Below are 21476 nucleotides of genomic sequence, written 5' to 3' on the forward strand. Positions count from 1 at the left end.
AAACAACACCAGACCATCTTACGATAACCTGGAAAAAGAGATGCCCTGACAGGAGACACTGACATATACCAACCCCCGAAAGGATCAGTTTATTGCCAGAATCAATTGTCAAAGAAACCATCAACCAACATCCCCTTGGGATGCGGTCGACGGGGCATAACAAACTAATTCGTCGACTATGACACACTGTTGAGTTCTCAAGAATCACACGCACACCGGTAGATTTCAGACTCTCGTCCCAGCCAGTCCGGTGACTGCTATATTCGCTTTGTTCTTCGTGCTGAACCTTATCAGGCTTTCTTTCGCTTTAGCAACTCGGCGCCTTTCGCGCTTTCCTTGCCAGCTCCAGAAGCTTTCCTCGGCCCTGCCCCGCAGACTTTATCAGACTCACTTTCGCTTTACCAACTCGGCGCTTTCACGCTTTCTCGGTGTTTAGCTCGGTGTTTCTGCTTTGTCCTGGAGGACTTTATCGGATCCTGCTTTCAAGTCCAACTCGGCGCATTCGCGCTCTTATCGGATAAAAGCTATATCCACACCAACACAGCACAAGGCATTCAAACTTCGGTTCGTGATGGATCCTTTGTCTGGTCCGAAGACCTGACCGAGACCCAGAACCGAGCTGATGCTCGAGAATGTTGGCGGCCGACTCAGGGGCCGGAAGCCCGCCCGAAGACTCGCGCTTGCTTCCCGCCGCACCCCGGCGACCAGATGAACATTACGCCTCAGCGGCGCACATGCCAAATCGAAGAACGCCCCACGGAAGGCCGTCACCTTCCCTGGGGCGTTCTCGCAGGTCAGAGCCTACTTGAAGCGCACGCCGGCGAACTTCTTCTTGCCCCTGCGCAGGACGACCCAGCCGTCACCGAGCAACTCTTTTTCGCCCAGCGACCCCTCGGCGTCCTCGACGCGGACGTTGTTGACGTACGCCCCACCCTCGGAGATCGTCCGTCGGGCCTCCCCCTTGGAGGAGACGAGGCCGGCGGCGATGAAGAGGTCGACGTAGGTCGGCAGCTCCTGACCGCGCTCCAGCTCGACGGCGCCGGCCTCGGTGATCGCGGCGGCCAGCGTCGTACCGCTCAGGGTTGCCAGGTCGCCGCCGCCGAAGAGCGCAGCCGCGGCCTGCTTGGCCTGCTCGGTCTCCCCGGCCCCGTGGACGAGAGTCGTCATGTGATCGGCGAGCGCCTTCTGCGCCGCGCGAAGGAACGGCTTCTCCGCGTGCTGTGCCTCCAGGCTCTCGATCTCCTCGTGGGACAGGAAGGTGAAGACGCGCAGCATCTCCCCCACCTTGGCGTCCTCGACGTTGAGCCAGAACTGGTGGAAGGCGTAGGGCGACATCATCGCCGGATCGAGCCAGAGGGCGCCGCCCTCGGTCTTGCCGTACTTGGTGCCGTCGGCCTTCGTGATCAACGGGGTCGTGAACGCGTGCACGGTCTCACCGGTCACCCGGCGGACCAGCTCGACACCGCCGGTGATGTTCCCCCACTGGTCCGAGCCTCCGAACTGAAGGCTCACCCCGTGCGTACGGAACAGGTTCAGGTAGTCCATGGACTGCAGCAGGATGTAGGAGAACTCGGTGTAGGAGATGCCGTCCTCGAGGCGCTTCTTGACCGTGTCACGGGCGAGCATCCGGTTGACCGGGAAGTGCTTGCCGATGTCACGGAGGAAGTCGATGACCGACAGCGAAGCCGTCCAGTCGGCGTTGTTGACCATCGTCGCAGCCGTCTCGCCCTCGAAGGAGACGAAGCGCTCGATCTGGCCGCGCACCTTCCCGACCCATTCCTGGACCGTCTCGGGCGAGTTCAGCGTGCGCTCGCCCGAGTCGCGCGGGTCACCGATCATGCCGGTGGCGCCACCGACCAGTACATAGGGCGTGTGGCCCGCCTGCTGGAGGCGCATCGCCATCGTGATCTGGAGGAGGTTGCCCATGTGCAGGCTCGGAGCGGTGGGATCGAACCCGATATAGAACTTCACACTCCCGCCGGCCAGCGCTTCTCGGAGCGCGTCGCGGTCCGTCGAGTCGGCGACGAGACCTCGCCACTCGAGGTCGTCGAGGAGTGTGGGATCGATGGACACGTGGTGCCTTTCAGATCGTTCTCAGGTGAGGTTTTCGGGGCCCGGAGCGGGTTGTCCCGGAAGCAAGGGTAGTAGGCGATACCCCCTAGAGTTGACCTGGCGAACGTGGACGAGATTTGAGGGGACTGGGTGATCGCAGGGAGGTACCGGCTCGAGAGGGAGCTCGGCCGGGGAGCGATGGGAGCCGTCTGGCTCGCCACCGACGAGGTTTTGGGGCGCTCGGTGGCTCTCAAGCAGCTGATCGCGCTCGACGGCGTCTCCGATGCCGCCGTCGAACGGGAAGCACAGCTCGCCGCACGACTGGTCCACCCGAACGTGGTCGCCGTCTTCGACCTGGTTCGCGACGACGACAAGCCGTGGCTGGTCATGGAGTACGTCGAGGGGAAGACCCTCGCTCACATGGTGCGCGACGACGGCCCCATGTCCGTCGAGGACGCGGCGAGGCTGATCGGGCAGATCGCCTCCGCGCTGCGCTCCGCGCACGCCGCCGGCATCGTCCACCGCGACGTCAAGCCCGCCAACATCGTGGTCGGCCGCGCCGACCGCGCCAAGCTGACCGACTTCGGGATCGCGCGTGGCGTCGACTCCCAGACCACTCAGACCGGGCAGGTCACCGGCTCGCCTGCGTACCTGGCTCCGGAGATCGCCACCGGCGGGCGTGCCACTCCCGCCAGCGACATGTGGTCGCTGGGGGCCACGCTCTTCCAGGCCTTGACCGGCGAGCCGCCTTACGGGATCGGCGACAACGCGCTTGCGACGCTCTACCGAGTGGTGCACGAGGACCCGCCGCGTACGCCGCTGGCCGGCCGGCTCGCGCCGCTGCTGGAACACACGATGGCGTACGACCCCGCCGAGCGGTGGTCGGCCGAGGATGTCGTCGACTTTCTCGCGGGACGGCTTCCGGCCGAGAAGCTGGAGCCGGTGGCGCTGCGTACGCAGACGCTCACCGCCGTTGCGAAGCCGACGACCGCCGCGCCGTCGGGACAGGCACGGTCGACCAGCGCTCCGACGAAGCGTCGCTGGTGGCCGGTCGCGGTCGCCGCTGTCGCGGCGGCGTTGGTGCTGCTGGTCGGTGGAGCGCTGTGGGCCAACCGTGGCGACGACCCGAAGGCGGACCCGGCACCGACCGCGTCTGGATCGCCGTTGTCGGACGCGAAGGACGAGCCCACCGAGGACGCCGCTGTCGACGAGGAGCCGGAGGACGACGAAGAGGCCTCGGAGGAGGCCTCACCCAGCGAGACGGCAAGCGCGTCGCCGAGCGAGAGCCCCTCAGCGAGCGAGACCGCCGGCGCGAGCGCCGAAGGTATCGACACCTTCATCCGCAGCTACCTGGCCACCGCGCCGAAGAACCCCGACAGTGCGTACAGCTCGATGCTGACCCCGGCGTTCCAGGCCAGCAGCGGGGGGCTCGAGGGTTATCGCGACTGGTGGGGCTCCGTCGCAAGCACGAGCGTCGTCTCGGTCTCCCCCAGCGTCGATCCGCTCAAGGTGACCTACACCTACAGGTACACGATGAAGGACGGTCGCCAAGAAGGCAGCACCGTGACATTGGGACTGGTCTACTCCGACGGCCGCTACCTCATCAACAGCGAGGGCTGAGAAACCGGAACTCTCGATAGTCTCCGGACATGGGCGCGAGCGCGGAGCACCAGGAAGACCTGCCCGAGTCGGTGGTGATCGAGCTGCGCCGTATCGCTGCCGAACTGTTGGGACACGTGGCGTCGTACGCGGATGACATGCTCGCCTACATCGTCGAGCGGATCCCGGAGGCGAGCGCCGACGACGAGCTCCGTGGCCTGACGCTGGGTTCGTGCTCGTCAAACCTCGAAGCCGCGCTGTCGATGGTGCGGCACGGTATCGACGTGAGCGCCGCGTCGGCGCCGGTCACCGCGCTCGAGCACGCGCGTGCCATGGCCGGCCGGGGCTACAGCGTCGATGTGATGCTGCGCTTCTACCGGATCGGCCATGCCTACTTCAGCGAAAGAATCCTGAGCGGGCTCGTCGACTCGCTCGAGGACCCGAAGCTCGCCCTGGCGGTCGGTGCCCACCTGCAGCACTACTCCTTCGCCTACGTCGACCGCATCTCCAGCGAGGTCGCCGCCGAGTACGTCGCCGAGCTCGACCGGATCCAGAGCCAGGCCCGTGCGGCCCGGACCGATGCGGTCCGCACCTTGATCGCCGGCGGACGGGTCGACCTCCGCCGCGCAGAGCGCACCTTGTCCCACCGGCTCACCGGCTGGCAGACGGCCTTCGTCTGCTGGACCGAAGGCGACGACATCGATCTGGCACGAGTGGGTGAGGCAGTCGGGGCACACCTCGGTTCGTCTCATCCCCTGCTCGTCCCGGACGGTGCTCGGGCGCTGTGGGGCTGGGTCTCCACCACCGGTGCTCCTGCCATCGCATTGACCGACCTCGGGCCTCTGGCCGGGGAGATCCCGGATACGGTCCGGGTCACGCTCGGTACACCGGCGCAGGGTGCGCCCGGTTTCCGGGACTCCCATGTCCAGGCGCAGCGCGGCCGTCGGATCGTCGAGCTCGCCGGTCGCGGGGCCGCGGTCACTCCGTACGCCGACCTGGCGCTCGTGGACACGATGAGCGGCGATCTCGACCTGACCCGCGCCTTCGTCGCCGCCGAGCTCGCTGGGCTGGCGGTGGCCGGGCGCAGGGAGGAGGAAGAGCGGCGGGCGCTGCTCGCCGTGCTCGACGCGCAGGGCGGGCTGGCGGCTGCGGCCGACGAGCTCGGGGTGCACCGCAACACCGTGCTGCAGCGCCTCCGCCGGGCCGAGGAGCGACGTGGGCTGCCGGCGACCGAGCGGGTTGCCGAGCTGCATGCGGCGTTGCGTCTGGTGAGTGTGCTGGGCGCGCTCGTACTCGCACCGGAGCACGATCAGGCCTGACCGGGGTCCGGCTGGGATCTGGCTGGAATGTGCTGCGCGCACATCGGCGTGGGCGCGGCACCTCTCGCGGGGCGCGGTTCGCGGTTCGTACGTTTCGAGCATGGCAACCACGACGGAGCAACCCGCAGCCACCCGCCACGCGCTCCCCGACCCGGGCGAGAAGGTCCCGACCATCTCCTGGCCCATCGTCGGGATCTTCGCCGGCGCGCTCGCGGTCTTCGCGGTCTCGACCTGGGCGGCGTTGGCCGAGCGCCTTCCGGTCCCGGTGACGGTCCTGCTCAGTGCGGCAGCGATCTTCGTGCTGTTCACCGTGCTGCACGATGCCGCGCACTACTCGATCAGCACCCGTCGCTGGGTCAACGTGGCCTTCGGCCGGGTCGCGATGCTCTTCGTCTCGCCGCTGATCTCGTTCAGGTCGTTCGCGTTCATCCACATCGAGCACCACCGCAACACCAACGACGACGACAACGACCCCGATCACTTCGTCAGCGGCGCTCCGTGGTGGCAGGTCCCGTTCCGGTTCCCGTTGATGGACGTGCCGTACCTGTCCTTCCTGGTGCGCAATGTTCGACGGCGGCCGCGGGCGGAGGTGCTCGAGACGGTCTTCCTGATGAGCACGACGATCGCCGTGATCGTCGCCGCCGGGTTCACCGGACATCTGTGGACGCTGGCGGTGCTGTATCTGATCCCCGAGCGGGTCGCGATGTTCGTCCTGGCCTGGTGGTTCGACTGGCTGCCGCACCACGACCTCGAGGACACCCAGCAGGAGAACCGCTACCGCGCCACCCGCAACCGGGTCGGATCAGAGTGGGTCCTCACTCCCCTGCTCCTCTCGCAGAACTACCACCTCGTCCATCACCTGCACCCCTCGATCCCCTTCTACCGGTACGTCGCGGCGTGGCGGCGCAACGAGGAGGCCTACCTCGAGCGGGATGCCGCGATCGGCACCGTTTTCGGCCAGCAGCTCGACCCGGTTGCGTACCGTGAATGGAAGGCGCTCAACGGCAAGATGGCCCGGCTCCTCCCGGTGCGGATGCCTCGGCGATCCTCTGCTCGTGCCGCCGAGTTCCACCCGGTTCCGGTTGCCGGCGTCGAGCGGCTGACCGACGACAGCGTGCTGATCCGCTTCGCTGTGCCCGACGAGCTGCGCGAGAAGTTCTCCTTCGAACCCGGGCAGCACATCGCCGTCCGCACGGACCTCGGCGGTCAGGGGGTACGTCGCAACTACTCCATCTGCTCCTCGGCCACCTCCGACTCGCTGGCGATCGCGGTCAAGCACATCCCGGGCGGAGCGTTCTCCACGTTCGCGCTGGAGGAGCTCCACGCCGGCGACACGCTCGAGCTGATGACGCCGTCTGGGTCCTTCGGCCCGAGGCTGGACCCGATGGCCGCGAAGAGCTACGTGGCGATCGCTGCCGGCAGCGGCATCACCCCGATCCTCTCGATCCTGCAGACGACGCTCGCCGTCGAGACCGAGAGCCGCTTCACCCTGATCTACGGCAACCAGGACGCGGACAGCACGATGTTCCGCGACGAGCTCGATGACCTCGAGGCGCGCTACGCAGACCGTCTCCGGATCATCCACGTACGCTCCCGGGACCCTCGGCACCCGGCCCATCTGCGTGGTCGGATCGACCGCGCGAGGCTCGACCAGTGGCTCGAGTCCGAGCTGACCGCGCCCTCGGTGGACGAATGGTTCCTGTGCGGTCCGGTCGAGATGGTGGCCGACCTACGCGACCTGCTCCTCGAACGCGGAGCCGAGGCGGACCGGGTCCACGTCGAGCTATTCCACGGCTATCAGAAGCCCCGGGTCGCCGACGGCTTCGCCCCGGCCGCGGTCACCGTCGGTCTACGCGGACGACAGCACGAGGTCCCTCTGGCCGCCGGCGACACCGTTCTCGAGGCCGCGTTGAAGGCCGGGCTCGAGGCGCCGTACGCCTGTCTCGGCGGAGCGTGCGGAACCTGCCGCGCGAAGGTGCTGCTGGGGTCGGTCGCGATGGAGCAGAACTTCGCACTTTCCTCGGCCGAGCTGGAATCGGGCCACGTCCTCACCTGCCAGTCTCGTCCGACCACCCCGGCTGCCGCCGTCGACTACGACGGCTGAGACGCGACGTGGCATCGGAGGAAGGACGCGATCGCCGCCGAGTGCCCGACCAGCCCTGCGCTCCCGCTAGGATCTGCCCGGGCCGTTAGCTCAGTCGGTTAGAGCAGAGGACTCATAATGCCGAAAGCGCCTTCTGGCGCAGGTGGCGACCTCATGCGGAATGTCCCCCGCGAGTGGTGTTTCGGCAGGTCATAGGCCGATCGATTCTGTCCAGATCGAACGAATGTGCGAAACACGTCGCGACACGGCTACGTACGATTTGCGTATCAAGTAGGGACGTTCTCCCTCCCCATCCATACTTGGCGACGTGGAATGGGTCGAACCGATTGTCAGCGCCATCCTCGGCGCCGTGTTGGGCGCCGGGTTGGGCGCCGGAATCACCCGCTTCACGATGCGCCGCAACGCACAGCGCAGTGAACAGGGACGCGTTCGCGAGGAGGCCCGCCAGCGGCTCGCTGCGGCAATCCGGCTGTACCACGCACAGGTAGCGACAGCCCGGACGCCGTCAACGCCTCGCACCTCGATGGAGCCCAACCCCTTCTCGTTCGAATCGCGACTCGGGTTCGCGCGCGAGGTCGAGTCCGAGCTCGTCCACCTTGACGCACGGAACAGCCACATCATGCGCGGATACCTTGAGCGATTGGTCGGGCCGGTTCGTGCTCGGATGGGGAAGAGGCTGGCGTACGTTCCCGTCGAGCAGCACACGGCGATGATGCAGACGGAAGCGTTCATGGAGAGCGCGCGGAGCATGTCGGAGTCCGAGATCAACGATTCCGGCCTGCTTGGCATCGCCGGTGAGGCTGGACCGTCACATGCCGATGAGATTCGGGCTCGCGACGAAGCAGCGGCCGTGCTGGCCGAGATGGCGCGAAGTCTCAACGCGCACGGCTAGCGGAGGCTCGGTCATGAGGCATCCTGCCCCTAGGCTCACACCAAGAGTTCGCGCGCCGTGATTGTCTCGATGAACCAATAACATCCAGCCTCGCTGTCCGGCCCGAGTCCACCCGCCATGAAGCGATTCGGCGTCTCGTCCTTCTCTGGAAGGCGGGGCAGGAGGCCCTCCGGAGCCGGGTACTGTTTCTCCGACCGGTGGGTGGAGGTGAGCGTTAGGTAAAGACCTGAGTCGTTGACTACTGGCCCGATCCGTGGGTCGCCTGTGCGGGGCCCGAACTCCAAAGGCCAGTACGGGCGGCCGTAAGTGAGGTAGAAGTCGACGTCCCATGCACTGTTTGGCTTGAGGACGCCTCGCATGACTCGGCCTGACTGCCCCTCAGCGAACCGCGGCGGCCCTGCGGTGGCTGCCGCTGTTCGATACCTGGGCCGCTGTAGATGCCAACGCCATCTCAATCGCACAACGTGGTAGGCGCCCTCGGCGACCTCTTTCCCCTGGAAGCGCTGGCCTCTTGCCGGAATCCCGTGCTCAACGAAATGTCCAGCGTTGCGGGCCGCTTCGACAGCCTGTTCCTTGATCTTGATGTGAAACCGATGGCCGGGGTGATTGGCCTTGGGACCGTGGAGCGACAGGTGCATGGCGTCCTGGGTAGCCCCGAAGGTATCGAGGTAGAAGTCTGACTTCTTGGATGTGATCCGCCAGACGTTCCCCAACGAGGGAGCGTCGTTCCCGGCCGTCAATGCTAAGAAAATCTGACTCTTGGGCTGGGGCTGCTGGCCGTTATTCGTCGTCACAGTCGGGAACGTAAACCACAGACTGCGCCCCCGCGGCGTTTCTCAACCATCCACGACGATCTCATCGCTTCTTGTGAGGGTGGGCGGTCTTCTTCGGCGGCCGCGGCAAGGCCTTATCTCGGTCGGGCTCAATGCCGTTGCGAACGAGGAGTTCGACGACGTTCTGACTTGGCGTCACAAGAGTCAGGCCTACCGACTGAGCGCCGTCGCCGGACGCTAGAGGACTAAGTTGGCCGGCCACGAGTACTCCAACAAGAGCACCGTCGGAAACTCGGTAGACCGGACCACCGCTGTTTCCTCCCGTTGCGGTGAGATCGCATAGGTGGCGCATGCCGCCGCCTGGGTTGGCCTGGTCGAGCGGGGCAAACTTGCTGGCTAAGATGCCAGCGGTGGTCACAAGTGCCGGGGCCGAAAGCGGGAACCCACTCGTCGCCACCTCAGTACCCTCCGCCAGCCGGTCTGTCGTGATCTTGAAGGGTCCTGTGCGACCGTCATCTAACTCCTCCGTCGGGCCGCCTCCATCGGGCGTTATCCGAACGACCAGGGAGACCGATGTTGCATCTGGAGGCATCTGGAGTTCCAAGAGGGCGAGATCGGAGCTGGCATCTTGGTCCACCAGGACGCAAGGAACGTAAATGAACGCGGCATGGACCTGAATGTCGGGACGGTCGATGTCCGACCCGGCAAGGCCAGCATGCAGTTCCCAACCAGGCGGTACGGCGTCGGTCACATGCTTCGCGGTGACGGCATGTCGCCCTTGCCCCGTCAGAAGTGCTGAACCAATGACGCGCGTCGAACCGTCACCGGGATTGACCAGCACCATCTGGGCTACTGACCTTCGGATTGCTTTGATAGTGCCCTGAAGTCGCACACCGCAAGGTTGGCCCTAGACCTAGTTCGTCATGAGTGATTCGAAGGGGTTGCCCAAATCTGGGGATCCCCGCTGAGCAGCAGTAGTACACGCCCGCTAGCCGACTCTCCACGTTCCACACCCACGGCCAATGCTCCCAACCAAGTACCTCTACCGGGCTACATACTGTTCAAGGATCTCGCCTGCCTCCGGCCATTGTGCCGCTGACGGTCGTACGCTCACCGGCGTTGATTGATTGACACCTAGGAGTCAACGCCGTTTGGACGCCAGCGCGCTGGTCGCAGCGCTCGAGGCCACATGGTCCGCCATCCAACTCCGACACCCTGACGTGCCGGATGTCGTGGTGACCCTCGGCGCCGGCAGCATCGGCGTGCCCGCCGGCGCACTCAAGCTTGGGCACTTCGCCGCCGAGCGTTGGGTCTCCAACGAGAACAAGGACCCTGTCGGCCAGGCCGAACTCTTCGTCGGGGGCGAAGGTCTTCGCCGCGGAGCTGAACCAGTCCTCGCCACTCTCCTCCACGAGGCCGCCCACGGAGTCGCCCACGCACGCGGCATCAAGGACACCAGCCGACAGGGTCGCTACCACAACACCCGCTTCAAGCTCCTGGGCGAGGAACTCGGACTCACTATCACGCAGGCGCCGACAATCGGATGGTCCAGCACGGAGCTCGCGCCGGGGACGGCCGACGAGTACGCCGAGGAGATCGCAGCGCTGAGCTCTGCCATCGTCGCGTTCCGGAACACTGAGGGCGCTGTGCCCGTAGGCCCTACTGGTGGCGGTAAGGACGGCCCGACGGGCGGAGGTCGAGGCATCGGGGCGAAGCGCCCCAAGAACGGGCTCGTGCTGGTCTGCGAGTGCTCCCCCGGCCGCCGGATCCGGGCGTCTGCTGCGGTCGTCGAGCGTGGGTCGATTGTCTGTGGTGTCTGCAGCGCGGACTTTGTCGAGGCTTCAGCCGCGTAAGACTGTCGGTGCCCAGCGCCATGATGGATCTCATGAGCGACTACATCATCGACGCATCTATCGATCGCGAGACGAACAAGGTCTATGCCGTGAGGGTCTCAACCCAGGACGGCAAGTACCTCGGCCGCTGGGCGGAGCCGCACGCCGACGTCAGCGCCCAAGCGCTCAACGACAAGGACGAGGTTCGCCGGATCGTCAACGAGATCCTCGCAATCCGATTCCACTACTAGAAACTCGGGGCCCCACCACCCGAGACGCGAGTCCACGTCCGCTGGCCGCTCGCGGAGGGCGGCGCGTGGTCAAAGAGCTCGGTAGTAGTCCCGGATGGCCGCCGCCATCATCTTGCGTCGGGCAATGAGGAACTCCGGATACGAACCAGCTGTCACCTCGGCGAAGTCAGCAGGCACAGCGTTCTCGATGAGGTTCTTGGCGAGGTCATCGGCATCGGTGATCTCACCAAGAGCAAGCTTCCCGCTCGCGATCTGGGCAGCCACGATCCCCATGTACGTCATCGGAGGCTTGTTGCTGATGCTGACATTGATCGAGGTCTCGGTGAGCGCGAAGTTCGCGACCTGGTTGTAGTCACCCTGCTTCGGGAACCCGTTCTTCTGTAGGTAGTCCTTGGGCACGATGTGATGGATGTCGCCGGAGTTCTCCAACATCGCAGCTACGGTGATCCCCTTCGAGAGGAACCCACGGGCTCCCTTCGACACCTGCGCAGCCAGATAGGTCTGGAAGTAGGGACTCGTTGTCCGAGGAGTCTCAAGGGCGTTCGGCAGGGTGACCGACCAGAATCCGTCGGTGAGCTCGCCCTCCTCGATCTGCTTGAGATAGTTCGCAGCGCCCTGCTCGGTGATGCGCCGGATGTCCTGCTCCCAGGTCGACTCGAAGCTTCCCGAGTGACGGCCGGTCAACGTCGACAGGACGAACCAGCGCTTCACGATGCGCTTGCGCTCACCCTCCACCATTCCAGGGTCCTGGCGGAGTCGGAGATAGAGGGCGTACGCGAAGTTGAGCGCGTTCTTCGATCGCACCATGTTTGGGGCGATGAACCCGGCCGACTTGATCGTCATCAGGAAGTTCTCGAAGTGATACTTGCTGACGATCTGCTTCAGCGCTGCCTCGAGCTTGTCGTACGCCGCGGGGATCCGGCTCTCGTCGATCTTGCGCGTCTCCGGGTCCAGGCCTGAAAGCTCGCTGACGATCGACGAGGCCTTGCCTCGATTGAACCCCACGAGGCCGGCGACACGGATCATGTCACCGTACTCCGGGTCGTAGAGCTCGTCGGTCTCGTCCTTGAGCCACGCGATCGACTTCAGGTAGTCCGTCGCGGAGAACTCGGTGTCGTTCTCCTTGATGTCGTCATAGGCGTGCGGTGCGACGGCAAGGTGGCAGAAGTAGTCGATCTGCTTGCGCAGGTTGCGTCCACGGTCTCCGTACGTCGCGATCTTGCTCATCGCGAAGTCAGCGCTGCTCAGTGGGACGCCCTTGGAGTTGATTCGAACGAAGATCTCAGAGACCGTCTCAACGTCGAGGTCGTCGGCCAGCGAGATGATCCCTACCTGGGCAGTTCGAAGCGCCGCCAGTCGCCCGATGGTCGCTTCGAAACGTTCCGGGTCTACCTCTGGGTTCCGCTCCAGGTACTTCTTCGCGAACGTGAAGGTTCCGGCGCTGTTGAAGAACTCGCTGATGTCGGAGATCCACTGTGGATTCTTCTCGATGACAGGTGTGCGGGTCGCGAACTCCTCAGTGACCGGGTTGAAGGCGATCCTGATCCGGACCTTCTTGTAGTGCTTGTCGATCACTGGGAGACCGGCAATGGCTGCCCGCAACGCAGTGACGCGCTGCTGCCCGTCGATCAAGATCTGCTGGTACGCAGCCACCTGGCCACCCCTGAGCTTCGCTCCGACCGACTGCCACGTGATGAGGTAGCCGACTGGGTAGCCCTTGTAGAGCGAGTCCATCAGGTCGCGGACCTTCACGCTGTCCCACACGAAGGGACGTTGCAGCTCGGGGATCGCGATTCGGTCCGCCTTGACGTCAGCGAGTAGCTGCTCCACGGCGGTCTGCCGGACTTCGTACTTGGCCATCTACTTCTCATCTCCCGTGATGATGTCGAGCGGCGGCAGCCCGTCGACGATCTTCATCGTCTCCAGGCTGACGGTAACGATCCGTGCGAGCAGGTCGAGGATGTAGCGCGGGTCCCCGACCTCACGGGACCAGTCGTTGGGGCTGTTGACGATGCCGGAGGCCTTGTCCGTCTTGATCCAGTAGCGATCGATGATCCACTCGATCGCCGACCGGCTGCCGAGCATGTACCGATATGCCTCCTCCGGGATCCCCGACACCGTGATCCGGTCGTTGTACTTGATCGTCGACCGGTCCGCGACCAGCTTCCCGTCCACCCGCACCTTCGCGAAGGCCATCTTCTTGTCCTTGACCGCGAAGAAGTCGTACGGATCCCCAACTGCCTCCACGTCGAGCCCGACGAGCGGGTACGGCTCCACCGACTCGTAGCCCAAGTGCAGTTCGCTCAGCCTCCGGCCGGCCTCCGCGTAGCCGGCGAATTCCCGCACGAACGGGATCCGCGGCAGCAACTTCTTCAGATCCGCCGCGTACGTCTCGCGGTATTCCGGGCTGTGCAGCAACCCGTAGACGTAGAAGAAGATGTCGTCCTTCGTGATCGTCTCGGAGGGGTACGCCGCCTGGAACCGCTTCAGCGCCTCATCGGTGATGTTGTCGATCTTGCGGTACCCGTCGACCACCTCGCCCTCGCCGCCGAGATCGAGCATCCCCGAATCCTCGGCTTGCTCGTAGCACCAGCGAGGGAAGAACTGACCTGTGTCGATCGCGTGGCGATCTGGTGGTGAGTCGACGAGCACCGCACAAAAGGGTGAATGTGAAGCAAGTCCTGGGACACTCACCGCTCGATTATGGTGCCCGGACGTCGGCCAGGCTCGGCCCGAAACTCCTCGGACGTTTGTGAGTGCGGGATCGATGTACGTCCGCATTCGGGTGAACGGCCGGTAACACCCTGAGTGCATCTCAGCTTCATCGAATTGGAGGCGTACACCCTTTTCTGCAAGCCTGAGCAGGCCGCGCGACCAGGAGATGCTCCGAGGATCCCGCTCAATCTCGCCCGTTGTGCTGGAGCGGTTGAATGCTTCGAGGGACGTGCTGATGGAGTCCTGAAGTCGTGAGCGCGAGAAATTGTAGTTCCAGGCATCCCGAGCTGTCTCAATTCCTGGGCCGAAGTCGCCGAAGACGTCGCCAAGAGGCAAGAAATCCGCGAAGTCGTCGCTGCGCTGGTTGAGCCAGTCGCCATGTTCGTTCGGTGCGATTGGGTTCGTCTGAAGACCCAAGGCTGAACGAGCGGCGACCACCTCGGCCACCTTCTCGTCCGCGGTCGTGAAGTCGCCGACCTGGGCGTAGTGCACCGTTGCTGACCCGAGTTTCTCTGGGTGGCGGACCAGCACGACTACGGCGATCGTTGTGATCGATCCACCGGTGTTCTTGTTGAACGCTTCGAAGATCGGGCGGCCCTCTGCGCCGCCAGTCCGACGGTTGCCGCGAAGGTTGTAGACGTAGATCGAGGAGAACTCCTCCGCAAGGGTCTTGCGCATGCCGTCGGCGGTGTTGGAGTCGAGGAAGCCGCCGTTGGTGACGTACGCGATTACGCCGCGGTCCTGGATCCGCAGGGTGGCCCATTTGATGGCGCGGATGTAGGAGTCGTAGAGGGAGTTCTTGTTCGTGGCCGTCGAGCGCTCGGCGTACGTCTTCCGGATCTCCTCATCCAGGGACGGGTACTTCTCGTTGGCGTTGTTGTCGTTGGCACTGTCCTGCCCCGACGAGTAAGGCGGGTTGCCGACGATGACGGTGATCGGGAGGTCCTTGAGGTGCTGGAGGCGTTCGTTGTTCTCGGCGAAGATCTCCAGGTCGGGGGTGTCGTCGGGCTCCCAGGACTGGAAGGTGTCGGTCAGGACGAGGCCGGGGTACTCCTTGGCCTCGCCGGTGAGGTCGGTGTACGTCGTCTCGATGTTGACTGTGGCGATGTAGTAGGCCAGCAGGAGGATCTCGGAGGCGTGCAGCTCGTTGGCGTACTTGCGGGCGAGGTCGTGCTTCTCGATCAGGCCGGACTGGAGGAGGCGGACCATGAAGGTGCCGGTGCCGGTGAAGGGGTCGAGGATGTGGACGCCTTCGTCGGTGAGGCCTTGGCCGAACTCTTGGCGGAGCACGTCGTCGGCGCTGCGAAGGATGAAGTCGACGATCTCGACGGGGGTGTAGACGATGCCGAGCTTATCGACGGTCCGTTTGAACGCGGTAGCGAAGAACTTGTCATAGAGCTCGATCAGGATCCGCTGCTTGCCTTCGGCGTTGTCGACCCCGGCGACGCGGCGGCGTACGGAATCGTAGAACGCCTCGAGCGGGGCGTTCTCGGCTGCGAGCGGGTGCTCGTCGAGCGAGGCGAGCATGAGCTCCATGATCCGGGCCACCGGGTTGGTCTGGGCGAACTGGTAGCCCTCGAAGAGGGCTTCGAAGATCGGCCGGGTGATCAGGTGTTGGGAGAGCATGTCGATCGCGTCGGCTTCGGTGATTGACTCGTTGAGCGAACCGCGCAGACCTGCCAGGAAGGCCTCGAACTCCTTGGCCTGGTTCGACTCTTTGTCGGCGAGAAGGCCCTTGATGCGGGTGACGTGCTTCTGGGCGATGTCGGCGACGTCCTTGGCCCAGGTGTCCCAGTACTTCCGCTCGCCGACCTTCTGAACGATCCGGGCGTACATGGCGTCACGGAAGCCTTCGAAGCCGAAGTCGAGAGCCATCTGCTCCGAGCCATCACCAAGGGGCTGATCGGTGGGTTCGCCGCCCACGGTGGGCGTGACATTGTCGATGATCATCCGGTCCGAGCGCTTCTTGTTGAGCTCGATCTTGTTGATCATCGCGTGGAATCGGTCGTCGTGGGATCGCAGCGCCTGGAGTACCTGCCACACGACCTTGTACCGCTCGTTGTCTCTTAGCGCCTCCTCCGGGGCTACCCCGGAGGGAACAACGACCGGGAGGACGATGTAACCGAGCTCCTTGCCCGGGGCCTTGCGCATGACTCGCCCAACGGACTGGACGACGTCGACCTGGGAACCGCGTGGTGTGAGGAAGAGGACCGCATCGAGGGCGGGTACGTCGACGCCTTCGGAGAGGCATCGCGCGTTGGTGAGGATGCGGCAGGTGTCCTTCGGTGCTTCGTCCTTCAGCCAGGTCAGGTGGCCGTTGCGCTCGTGGATGCCCATCGTGCCGTCGACGTGGCGAGCCTCGACACGAAGCGCGTTGCGGCCGTCGTCCCCGTTCTCATCCCGGAGCGCGCGGTCGACCAGGATCGGGAAGCTGGTGGCCGCGAGCTGCGACGTCTTGATGTCCTTCGCAAACGCGACCGCCGTCTTCATCGGCGCCAGATCCAGGTCGCCGGTCTCGTCCTGGCGAAAGTGCTTGGACAGCCCGTTCCAGCAGCCGATCAGCTTCGCCGCGTCGTCGAGCTTGATCTCACCGGACTCAGCCATCGCCTGTTGAAAGTTCTCCGCGACGTACTGCTCGTCGACGGCTAGGACAAGGACCTTGTAGTCGGTCAGCAGGTTTGCCTCGACCGCGTCCCCGAACCCGAGCCTGTGTAACTCCGGGCCGTAGAGGTTCTCGTCGTTCATGTCGGCGAGGATGGCCTCGGACTCCTTGGCCTTGCGGCGTACGTCCTCACCGAAGACCCGCGGAGTCGCGGTCATGTAGAGCCGCTTCTTCGCGCGTACGACCTGGTTGTCGTGGATCTTCACGAACGAGGAATCGTCCCCGCCAGCGAGGGTCACACCAGTTGTGCGGTGCGCCTCGTCGCAGATGACCAGGTCGAACTCCTCGAGCCCCTGCTTCTGCGCCTCGGCGATCACGTCGATCGACTGGTAGGTCGAGAAGACGACCGTCATCCGCTCTTTAGCGTGCCTGCCGACCTGGAAGCGCTCGATCAGCGTCTTCGCATCCGTGGTCGCCGGCTCAGTCAGATCGACGGTCGACATGTCAGCGTCTTCGGTGTTCGCCTTGCGACCAACGCGCACATCGCTGCAGACCGCGAACGGGCGGATCTCCACCTCTGAGTTGGCCATCCACTCACGGAGAGTCTGTGACAGCAACTGGATGCTCGGGACGAGGAAGAGCACCGTCTTGCCCGCGCCGGCCATGTGCTCGGCGATCTTCAGGCTGGTGAACGTCTTGCCCGTGCCGCAGGCCATGATGAGCTTGCCGCGGTCGTGGGTCTGCAGCCCCTTGAAGACGTCGTCCATCGCGTTCTTCTGATGCGGCCGGGGTTCCTTCTTGCCTGTCGGGACCAGAACCTCCGGCGTCTTCCAGTCATACGCCGACCAGTCGAACGCCGCCTCCTGGAGGTAGCCGATGTCGACTCGCTGAGCAACGCCCTTGAGTTCCTCCTCGGCGTTGCCGGACCAGCTGGCGGCGGTGTCGAACAAGTAGCGCTGAGCGAACCCGAACTCTGGCCGCATCGATGCCGCGAGAAACGAGTCGATGTCCTTCTTCGACACCGTGTGTCCAGCGTCGTAGAACTTGCACTGGATCGCAGCGAAGCTCTCGGTGTCGCGGATCTTGGCGACCAGATCGATGCCGATGTCAGTGGTCTTGCCTCGGTTGGGCCACTCGCTCCACAGCCACACGTCCTCGAACTTCGCCGCCCACTCCGGGTCGTTGCGCAGGTACGCCTGGACCAGGCGTTCGAACTTGTCCCCCTGGTCCCGCTTGTCTAGAGCCGTAGCCCGTAGGTTGCCCAAGACTTCATGAATCGACACTGACACAGCCCCGATCATGCCGCATTGCAAAGTGAGCCGCAGCGGATACATGGCTGCTCCGTGCGTGAACCCACTCCCGAGGCGAGACATCACGTGAGCGCTCACGTATCTGGTGGACGAACGATCCGGCCGTGCGGGATGGTCGTCGCCCGCGAACGATGCAGCGGAGTTTGGTTCGACCCGCCGCACTCTGTGTGAGTCACGTGCAAATCGCTCGTACGGATCAGTCGGCGTTCCCGGCGTTCCGACGTCACGGCCTTCGTCAAAGCAGCACCGTTTGTCGGTGGTCCTCGCTAGCCTCATAGCGAGTTGTCAGCGATCGACGACGGTCGCGGCTCAAGCACGTCAGGGGCCAAGAGTGGCAGACACGAGAATCGTCTTCGTCGCGTTCGCGATCGAGGACCAAGGTCAGCGGAACCTGCTCAAGGGGCAGTCGAACCACCCGCGCATGCCGTACGAGTTCATCGACATGTCGGTAAAGAATCCGTACGACTCCGGCTGGAAGGAGAAGGTCCGCACCCGCATCCGCCGCTCCCACGGCGTGATCGCCCTCGTCAGCAAGAACTCGCTCACCTCTTCGGGGCAGAAGTGGGAGATCCAGTGCGCCAAGGAGGAGGGCAAGCCGCTGCTCGGAGTCTGGGCATACTCGTTGGATCGCACGAACCTTGCCGGGGTCCACACGGTTCCGTGGACCGACGCGAACATCGCAGCCTTCATCGGCTCGCTCTAGGGCAACGGTCGTGCGCAAAGCTCTCATTGTCGGGATCGATCACTACGACCAGATCCCCTCGCTCAGCGGCGCAGTGAACGACGCGTACAGCGTGAAGGTTGCGCTCGAGCGCCATGCAGACGGCACTCTCAACTTCGCGCAGCCGAGACTCTTGACGTCCACCGGTCCAGACTCAACGGTCACCCGCGGCGACCTGAGGGAAGCCGTCGAAGAACTGTTCCGCGACGACGCCGAGATCTCATTGTTCTACTTCTCGGGCCACGGGTACATCGACGGTGCAGGGGGTTTCCTCTGCGCAAGTGACTGCGCCAACGGACACGATGGGCTCTCATTATCGGATGTGATGGCGTTCGCCAACAGCTCACCGGCGAAGAACAAGGTGATCATCCTCGATAGCTGTCACAGCGGAGTCGCTGGTGGGAGCCCGGTCGCGGCCCAGGTCGCCGAGATCAAGGAGGGCGTGACCATCTTGACGGCCTCCACGGCAGACCAGTACGCCATGGAGACCGGCGGCTCCGGAGTGTTCACGAGTCTTCTAGTCGACGCCCTCAACGGCGCTGCCGCTAATCTCGTCGGCGAGGTCACGCCCGGCAGCGTCTACGCGCACATCGATCAGTCGCTCGGGAACTGGGCGCAGCGGCCCGTATTCAAAACGAACATCAAAAAGTTCGTGTCACTCCGAGAGACAAAGGCTCCGATCGACCTCGCCAGCCTCCAGAAGCTCACGGTCTTGTTCAACGAACCCACCACGCAACTCCAACTCGACCCGAGTTACGAGCCCGAGCGCACAGGCAGTGAAGTCGCCTCGGTTCCACCACCTGATCCAGCCAAGAACGCCGACTTCGCGGTCCTCCAGGAACTGGTGAAGGTGAACCTGGTTCGCCCGGTCGGCGCTCCCCACATGTGGCACGCAGCGATGGAGGGCAAGGCGTGTGAGCTAACTGTGCTCGGCCAACACTACTGGAAGCTCGTCGAGCAGGATCTGATCTGATGCCCTCACCCGACCAGATCCGAAAAGCACTCGAAGACGCCCAAACTGTCGACCGGCTCGCCGCGATCGAGCATCAGCGCTGGGCACATTGGCAGCGCTACGTGCACGAGCAGTGCGAGCGCCGCGACGACGGCTCTCTGCTGATCCCTGCGGAACTAGCGTCTCGCTGGGAAGCCCAAATCATGACGCCCTACGCACAACTGTCGGAGCGTGAGCGAGACAGCGATCGGGAGCAGGTTCGACGGTATCTGCCCACCATCATCGACGTGCTAATTCACGAACGTTGACCTTCCGGGCGCTGGCCAGAACATGAACGCGACCCGGAACGGCAGACGCTCGCTCTGTCCGTCCGGGCGCTTCAACGTTAGGTGCGGGCGTCGTCCGCAGGCCTTACCTCACACGACCGACGGCCACCTGACAGTCAAGACGATCGAGTCGTCGAAGGCTTGCCACGAGTGGGAGGTGCCGGGGCCGAAGACGACGAAGTCGCCCTCGCGCTTCATCTCCTGGTCGCCGTCGGGGAGTCGTACGGCGAAGTGGCCGCGGAGGAGCATGACCATGGTTGTGCGGACCTCCTCCTCGGCGACGGTCCACTCGTGACGCTCCTCGCCGGCCGTGTGCGTCCCCCACTTGATCTCGACGTCGGTCGAGTGGAGCGGACTGGTGTCGGGGTCGATGAAGTGGCCGATGAGCCAGCCGCGGCGCTCTGCGCCGTCGTCGTACGCGTTGCCAGTCGCGGTCGTCACTGGGTGAATCCAATCTCGAAGTGGGGCAGCGCTACGCGCTCGGGGTGAAGCTCATGGAGACGTCGCAGGCCGAGAACGAAGGCGAACAAACCCTCGTCCGACCACGCTGCGTTGTGCGTGAGAGCCCGCAGGCCGGCTTCATCCTGAGACGAGACCAGGGTGATCCGCTCGGACTCCCAGTTGCTCTCGACGTCACCTCCGCAACGGTGCCAGAAACCCTCGTCGTGCACCGCGACAAGACACGGAAATTCATAGTTTCCGGTGAGGAGGTTGAAGCCAAAGCCGGTGCACTCCATCGACCAGCCGGCAGGGCTGGTCTCTGTCAGGTAGCGCATCGGGCGGGTAAGGAGATCCGGGTGCATCGGGTCAACGGTCCTGCGGGTGTCGAGGGTGGTGTCGACCTCGGGCTTGCCGAAGAGTTCCTCCTCGAGCTCCCTCGCGAGCGAAGTTCCGACGCTGACGTCCCAGGTGGGCTCCGATGTCGGCTCATGGAAGCACTTCGGGATGACGGCGAGGCGCCGCGACGCGTTGAGCACCTTGGCACCGCGCTCCTGGATCAGGAGGGCGAAGTCGGCCGGGCGTGCGCCCTGCGCCGGCCGCGCGAAGGCGGTCAGCGCGAGCGCACCACCCATGCAGTTACGTGAACCCGGGTCGAGCACCGAGTCGACGGTCGGCAACATCAGGTCGCGCAGCGGGAGCGCCTCTCCCCCGGTCTGGACGGCCGCGAGTGTCTCGGCCTCGAGGAGATCGACCGTGAGCGCGTACTGGGCGAATGACCCGGTCGTGAAGGACGTACGCACTCCGTCCGGCCGCGATTCCCAGCCAGTCATTCGGTAGAGCTGGCCGTCGACGAAGCGGGTTTCCTGGACCAGGCACTCGGCGAGCCTCGTCGCTGCGGCCAGGCGCCACGTATTGGACTCCGGCTGCGGTACTACGGCCGCGTCGTGGTCATAGGTGAATCGTCCGACGGCCTCGTCCGCACGGAGGTCGAGCGGACGGCTGAGCCAGTCAGCTCCGCTGAGGATCGTCATAGCGATCGATGCGTTGTCCAGGTCGATCTGGACCGGTCGACGATCATCGAAGCCGTCGGCGTAGTACTGGTGCAGCCGCTCAGCCACGGCCGAACGGTTGGTCTCAGCCGTGCGCCAGCGAGGGCCGGTGGCCGTGTCCAACTGCGCCGCGGCGGCGAGCACACCCGCCCCAGCGTCATCGTCGCGCCCGCCCTGGAGCCAGCCAACCGCGCTGTGCAGGTTCGTCGCTGCCTCAAGGCGCCTGCGCAGCTCGTCACCGTCGGCCGCCGCGGCTCCAAGACCTGCCAGCCGTTCGAAGCGTTCGCGCTCATCGTCGGTGGCTCGCTCAAGGACCGTGTCGAAGATGCGCTGGATCTGCAGTGAGATCGCGCTCTCGCCGCCCTTGCGCCAGTTGGCGACGGCACGCACGGAGACACCGAGCTGCTCGGCGAACTCCTCGTTGGTGAGCCGCAGAGCTGCGCGTAGCGCCTCTGCCTCTCGCGGGCTCCACTCGACGACGCTCGTCATAGGCGATCGCGTCCTTCCCCGAAGACCAGCCAGCGGACTGCACTGTGAG

At 64.6% G+C, this 21476-nt stretch carries 16 protein-coding genes; 9 read left to right on the forward strand and 7 right to left on the reverse strand.

Annotated features, from left to right (window positions below; translation table 11 throughout):
• Positions 1–801: 801 nt before the first annotated feature.
• Positions 802–2073, reverse strand: a complete 1272-nt coding sequence (gene tyrS, locus IEY84_RS20140) for a tyrosine--tRNA ligase (protein ID WP_183548122.1) — start codon at positions 2071–2073, stop codon at positions 802–804.
• 129 nt (positions 2074–2202) lie between these two features.
• Between tyrS and IEY84_RS20145 the strand changes: the two genes are divergently transcribed.
• The 4 genes from IEY84_RS20145 (at position 2203) to IEY84_RS20160 (ending at position 7966) form a co-directional block, all read left to right on the forward strand.
• A complete protein-coding gene (locus IEY84_RS20145; RefSeq protein ID WP_183548124.1) occupies positions 2203–3672 on the forward strand; it encodes a serine/threonine-protein kinase in 1470 nt (489 codons plus the stop codon).
• Positions 3673–3701: 29 nt separating this feature from the next.
• On the forward strand, positions 3702–4970 hold the full coding sequence (locus IEY84_RS20150; RefSeq protein ID WP_183548126.1) for an RsbRD N-terminal domain-containing protein: 1269 nt from the start codon (positions 3702–3704) through the stop codon (positions 4968–4970).
• 100 nt (positions 4971–5070) lie between these two features.
• Positions 5071–7074 carry a fatty acid desaturase gene (locus IEY84_RS20155; protein ID WP_183548128.1) on the forward strand — a complete coding sequence of 668 codons (2004 nt, stop codon included), beginning with the start codon at positions 5071–5073 and terminating at the stop codon, positions 7072–7074.
• A gap of 307 nt (positions 7075–7381) precedes the next feature.
• Positions 7382–7966, forward strand: coding sequence for a hypothetical protein (locus IEY84_RS20160; protein ID WP_183548130.1), 585 nt, complete (start codon positions 7382–7384; stop codon positions 7964–7966).
• 35 nt (positions 7967–8001) lie between these two features.
• On the opposite strand, the gene IEY84_RS20165 is transcribed toward IEY84_RS20160, so the two are convergent.
• On the reverse strand, positions 8002–8760 hold the full coding sequence (locus tag IEY84_RS20165; RefSeq protein WP_183548132.1) for a hypothetical protein: 759 nt from the start codon (positions 8758–8760) through the stop codon (positions 8002–8004).
• Between the two features lie 61 nt (positions 8761–8821).
• Complete coding sequence (locus tag IEY84_RS20170; protein ID WP_183548134.1) at positions 8822–9583, reverse strand: trypsin-like serine peptidase; 762 nt, start codon at positions 9581–9583, stop codon at positions 8822–8824.
• 307 nt (positions 9584–9890) lie between these two features.
• Between IEY84_RS20170 and IEY84_RS20175 the strand changes: the two genes are divergently transcribed.
• Entirely contained in the window at positions 9891–10592 is a 702-nt protein-coding gene (locus tag IEY84_RS20175; protein WP_183548136.1) for a hypothetical protein, read from the forward strand.
• A gap of 32 nt (positions 10593–10624) precedes the next feature.
• The gene (locus IEY84_RS20180; RefSeq protein WP_183548138.1) at positions 10625–10822 is read left to right on the forward strand and encodes a hypothetical protein; all 198 of its coding nucleotides are present in this window, start codon (positions 10625–10627) and stop codon (positions 10820–10822) included.
• Between the two features lie 69 nt (positions 10823–10891).
• Here the strand turns inward: IEY84_RS20180 and IEY84_RS20185 are convergent, their stop codons facing one another.
• Complete coding sequence (locus tag IEY84_RS20185) at positions 10892–12682, reverse strand: GmrSD restriction endonuclease domain-containing protein (protein WP_183548140.1); 1791 nt, start codon at positions 12680–12682, stop codon at positions 10892–10894.
• Positions 12683–17422, reverse strand: a complete 4740-nt coding sequence (locus tag IEY84_RS20190; RefSeq protein ID WP_221209064.1) for a DEAD/DEAH box helicase — start codon at positions 17420–17422, stop codon at positions 12683–12685.
• A 358-nt stretch (positions 17423–17780) separates the two neighbouring features.
• Between IEY84_RS20190 and IEY84_RS20195 the strand changes: the two genes are divergently transcribed.
• The 3 genes from IEY84_RS20195 to IEY84_RS20205 are packed head-to-tail and all read left to right on the forward strand — an operon-like array spanning position 17781 to position 19430.
• Entirely contained in the window at positions 17781–18152 is a 372-nt protein-coding gene (locus IEY84_RS20195) for a TIR domain-containing protein (protein WP_183548149.1), read from the forward strand.
• Between the two features lie 10 nt (positions 18153–18162).
• Positions 18163–19143 carry a caspase family protein gene (locus tag IEY84_RS20200; RefSeq protein ID WP_183548151.1) on the forward strand — a complete coding sequence of 327 codons (981 nt, stop codon included), beginning with the start codon at positions 18163–18165 and terminating at the stop codon, positions 19141–19143.
• Positions 19143–19430, forward strand: a complete 288-nt coding sequence (locus IEY84_RS20205) for a hypothetical protein (protein ID WP_183548153.1) — start codon at positions 19143–19145, stop codon at positions 19428–19430. Before IEY84_RS20200 ends, IEY84_RS20205 begins: the two co-directional genes overlap by 1 nt.
• Positions 19431–19538: 108 nt before the next feature.
• Here IEY84_RS20205 and IEY84_RS20210 read toward each other — a convergent pair whose 3' ends face one another.
• A complete protein-coding gene (locus tag IEY84_RS20210) occupies positions 19539–19889 on the reverse strand; it encodes a cupin domain-containing protein (RefSeq protein WP_183548155.1) in 351 nt (116 codons plus the stop codon).
• Entirely contained in the window at positions 19886–21427 is a 1542-nt protein-coding gene (locus IEY84_RS20215) for a helix-turn-helix domain-containing protein (RefSeq protein WP_183548157.1), read from the reverse strand. The genes IEY84_RS20210 and IEY84_RS20215 overlap by 4 nt, the downstream gene beginning before the upstream one ends.
• Positions 21428–21476: the final 49 nt, after the last annotated feature.

This window comes from Nocardioides albus (assembly GCF_014648255.1).
Taxonomy (GTDB): Bacteria; Actinomycetota; Actinomycetes; order Propionibacteriales; family Nocardioidaceae; genus Nocardioides; species Nocardioides albus.